The organism is Polaribacter sp., assembly GCF_965656025.1.
Taxonomy (GTDB): Bacteria; Bacteroidota; Bacteroidia; order Flavobacteriales; family Flavobacteriaceae; genus Polaribacter.
The window spans coordinates 33829-38068 of record NZ_CBFHJT010000027.1 but is presented as its reverse complement, the minus strand read 5'-3'; the positions used below and the strand labels follow the sequence as shown (position 1 = coordinate 38068).

5 protein-coding genes are annotated in these 4240 nt (G+C 30.1%); 3 read left to right on the top strand and 2 right to left on the bottom strand.

Annotated features, from left to right (window positions below):
- Together pnuC and ACTG3S_RS07105 are read right to left on the bottom strand one after the other, a co-directional pair.
- On the bottom strand, positions 1–467 hold a 467-nt coding region (gene pnuC, locus ACTG3S_RS07110), incomplete at its 3' end, for a nicotinamide riboside transporter PnuC (protein WP_439128664.1).
- 204 nt (positions 468–671) lie between these two features.
- On the bottom strand, positions 672–1439 hold the full coding sequence (locus ACTG3S_RS07105) for a geranylgeranylglyceryl/heptaprenylglyceryl phosphate synthase (RefSeq protein WP_439128663.1): 768 nt from the start codon (positions 1437–1439) through the stop codon (positions 672–674).
- A gap of 86 nt (positions 1440–1525) precedes the next feature.
- On the opposite strand from ACTG3S_RS07105, the gene ACTG3S_RS07100 reads away from it, so the two are divergent.
- The 3 genes from ACTG3S_RS07100 to ACTG3S_RS07090 all read left to right on the top strand — a co-directional run.
- Complete coding sequence (locus ACTG3S_RS07100; RefSeq protein ID WP_439128662.1) at positions 1526–2245, top strand: tRNA threonylcarbamoyladenosine dehydratase; 720 nt, start codon at positions 1526–1528, stop codon at positions 2243–2245.
- A gap of 62 nt (positions 2246–2307) precedes the next feature.
- Positions 2308–2943 carry a YceI family protein gene (locus ACTG3S_RS07095; protein ID WP_439128661.1) on the top strand — a complete coding sequence of 212 codons (636 nt, stop codon included), beginning with the start codon at positions 2308–2310 and terminating at the stop codon, positions 2941–2943.
- A gap of 97 nt (positions 2944–3040) precedes the next feature.
- The coding region (locus ACTG3S_RS07090) for a DUF3857 domain-containing protein (protein ID WP_439128660.1) at positions 3041–4240 on the top strand (1200 nt) is incomplete at its 3' end.

Below are 4240 nucleotides of genomic sequence, written 5' to 3'. Positions count from 1 at the left end.
AGCTTACGTTTTGCCATTAGCCACATGCCTACAAAGAAAATAGCAGTTGTAAAGGTGTCTACGTAGGCAACCCAAGAAGTCCATTTATCAAAATAATTATAGACAACATACACAAAAACTAAAGTTGCAATAAAAATTAGAAATGCTGTTTTTTTCTCCTTTAAAGAAGTTCTAGAAATTGGGGTAACATTTGTTTCATCAACTTTACGTGTCCAAACATACCAGCCATAAACACTCATTATAAAGTAATAAATATTGATCATCATATCTCCTAAAAGCTCCCATTTTAATAGTAAATAGACAAAAATAGAGGTACTAATCATGCCTGTGGGAAACACCCAAATTTTATTCTGTTTAGAAAACCAAACCGATAAAAAACCGAAAAACACAGCAATAATTTCTAAAACAATATCTAAAGTTTCGTAGGTTTTGTATTGCTCAAAAAGAAAGTTGAAAATTTCTGACATTGGGTTTTATTTGTGTGTAAAAATACTATAATCTGTCAGTTCGAGTCTTTTTTTCGATTAAAATGAGAAAAAAAATGTATCCAGAACCCTTATTTCAGATTAAAATAATGCTAAGAGATTAATTTAATGAGATTTCTCCACAAGGTAGAAATGATAAAACTGTACAAAAATGGATTATTAAAGTAAATTTTAGAGTTATGTTATTTACTTTTTCAAATCTTCAAAAAAGGCTTCATCATTTTCAAATGCAGTACCTATAACTACCAAATCTGCACCTGAAGAAAATGCATTATCTAACTGTTTTTTTGTACGAATTCCACCACCCACAATTAAAGGGATAGATAAATTACTTTTTACAAGATTGATAATTGTTGATTCTACTGGTAGTTTAGCACCAGAACCCGCTTCTAAGTAAATTAGTTTTTTTCCAGAAAATGCACCAGCCAAAGCCGTATTTTTAATTAAATTGATGTTTTTTTGAGCAATTGGTTTTGTGTTACTTACTTTTTGAGTGGTAGTTTCTTTACCACCATCCACCAAAATATAACCGGTTGGAATAATTTCTAATTCGGTTTCTTTTAAAAGAGGAATACTTTTTATTTGTTGCTCAATTAAATACTCTGGATTTCTACCAGAAAGTAAGCTTAAAAATAAAATACCATCTGCATTTTTTGTTATTTGCGAAACATTACCAGGAAATAAAACAACAGGTAAATGTGTTAATTTTTTTATTGCTAAAACTACTGTATCTGTTTGTTTGTCTGCATCTGTGCTTCCACCAACAAAAATATGTGTTGCTATAGATTGATGAACTTTTGCAAAGAAGTTAGGTAACTTTTTAATAGCAACTTTTTCTGGGTCTATTAAAACTGCTAAAAGCTTTTCCTCTTTTTTTATAGAAAATAAAATGTTGTTGTAAATATTCACAGTGGCGAAAATACTAATTTGAAATCGATATTTTATTAAAATCAAAATTACAGTAGTTTTTTTATGGGTTTTAAATTACTAGCAAGTATTTATGTTTAATTTTGCAGCTTTATTTTAAAAATATACATTTTATGAGTTGGTTAGAGCGTACCCAATTATTGGTTCAAAAAGAAGGGTTAGAAAAATTGCAAAACGCACATATTTTAATTGTGGGTTTGGGTGGTGTTGGCTCTTATGCAGCAGAATTTATAGCGAGAGCAGGTGTTGGTAAAATGACGATTGTAGATGGAGATGTTTTTGATGAAACCAATATCAATAGACAATTACCAGCATTACAATCTACCATTGGTAAGTCTAAAACGAGTGTTTTATCAAAACGATTAAAAGATATCAATCCAAACATTAAATTAACCGTTTTAGAAGAGTTTTTATCGCCAGAAAGAGCTTATGAAATTGTATCAAAAGATTTTGACTATGTTTTAGATTGTATCGACAGTATAACACCCAAAATTAATTTAATTGTTGCTGCAAGAAGAAAAAAGGTAAAAATAATTTCATCAATGGGCGCAGGTGGTAAGTTAGATGCAACCAAAATAAAAGTAAAAGATATTGGTAAAACTAAAAATTGCACCATGGCTAGAGTTTTGCGCAAACGTTTAAAAGAAAGAAAGGTAGACAAAGGTGTAAAAGCTGTATATTCTGAAGAAGTACAAATACCTAAAAGTGTAAAAGTAACTGATGGAACCAATTTTAAGAAATCGTATTATGGCACTATAAGTTATATGCCAGCAGCTTTTGGCTTGCAAGCAGCTGCACATGTTGTTAATTTTTTATTAAAAAGCAAAAAATAGTTTCCAAGGAAAATAAATTACATATATTTGTGGCACAAATAATTTTAAACTAATTAAATAAAATGAAAAAAATATTTTTAACACTTGCAGTTGTAGCATCAGTTTTAACTGCTTGTAAAGGCGAGAAGAAAGAAAAGGTAGAAACTACGGAAGAAGTAAAAGTAGAGAAAGTAGCAGATTTAAATAATGTAGATACTGCAAACTCTGTAATTACTTGGAAAGGCACTAAACCAACAGGAGCTCATAATGGAGTAATTATGTTAAAAGAAGGTTCTTTAGTAGTAGAAAATGGTACTTTAAAAGGTGGTGAATTTGTAGTAGACATGGCTTCAATTAAAAATTTAGACATTCCTGCAGAGAAAGAAGGAAATGCTAAATTAGTTGGGCACTTAACTTCTGCAGACTTTTTTGATGTGGCTAAATACCCAGTTTCTAAATTTGTAATTACAAGTGTAGAAGAAAAAGAAGATAAATTACATGTAACAGGAAACTTAACAATAAAAGATGTTACAAAAAGTATTACAATACCTGCAATGTTAATGACAGAAGGAGGTACAACTACTTTTAAGAGTGAAACTTTTAATGTAGATAGAGCAGATTTTAATGTAAAATACGGCTCTAAATCATTTTTTGATGATTTAAAAGATAAGTTTATCGATGATATGATGGAATTATCATTCACTGTAAAAACAAAATAATTATTATTCCCCCAGAATATTACTTTAATTACAAAAGATCCAGAAATTTTATTTCTGGATCTTTTTTTATACTTTTGCTTTGCTATCAATCAATTGCATGAAAAAGTTACTTTACCTCCTAATTGTAGGGTTTTTATTCACTATAAATCCTATTTGCTCTCAAGAAATTAAATATTCTTCTTCACTTATTCCAAAAGAATTAAAACAAAATGCCAACGCAGTTGTAAGAGATTATGCTATAGAAATAACTATAGAAGATACAGATAAAATGATTGTTTCTAAAAGAGAAGTGGTTACTGTATTAAACAAACTTGGTAAAGTAGATGCAAAATTGGTAGAAGGTTATGATGAAGATACTAAAATTACAGATTTATCTGCAAGAATTTACGACGCTTTAGGCAACGAAATAAAAAAATATAAAGAACGTCATTTTGAAGACGTAAGTGCTGTAGATGGTGGTACCTTATATTCAGATTCTAGAGTAAAATATGTAGATTACACGCCCATTTCTTATCCATATACAGTGGTATTCGAATCAACATATAAAACCTCAACAACTGGTTTTATTCCCTGGTGGCAACCCATAAATGGTTACTATGTTTCTGTAGAAAAAAGTAGCTATAAGGTGCTAAATCCTAACAAAATACCTTGGCGATTTAAAAATATTAATTTTGATAAATTTTCTGTAAAAAAACAAGAAAGCGATACCGAAATTTTCTATTCTTTAGAGAATCAACCGGGTTTTAAGTATGAGAATTCTTCTGTGCACTACAGAGAAATTCTACCAAAAGCAATGATTACTTTAAATAATTTTTCTTTAAAAGGAGTTGCTGGACAATATAAAAACTGGAAAGAATTTGGGGCTTGGATGAATGCTGAATTATTAAAGGGCAGAGATCAATTGGAACCTGCTACTGTTTTAAAAATTAAAAACTTGGTAAGTGGCGTAGAAGATCCCATAGAAAAAGCCAAATTGGTGTATAAGTTTATGCAAGAAAAAACGCGTTACATTAGTGTACAAGTTGGTATTGGTGGTTGGGAGCCTATTGCAGCAAACCAAGTAGATAAGGTTGGTTATGGAGATTGTAAGGGTTTAACAAATTATACAAAAGCCTTATTAGATGCTGCAGGTGTTACTTCTTATTACACAGTCGTTTATGCAGATGAGAAAAGAGATATAGATAAAGATTTTTCATCCATTCAAGGGAATCATGTAATTTTAAACATACCCAATAAAGGAAAAGACGTTTGGTTAGAATGTACAAGCCAAACCATGCCTTTTGGGTTTTTAGGAGAT

Coding starts and splice junctions, on each gene's coding strand:
- ACTG3S_RS07100 (WP_439128662.1), top strand. CDS start 1,526: ATGAGTTGGTTAGAGCGTACCCAATTATTGGTTCAAAAAGAAGGGTTA.
- ACTG3S_RS07095 (WP_439128661.1), top strand. CDS start 2,308: ATGAAAAAAATATTTTTAACACTTGCAGTTGTAGCATCAGTTTTAACT.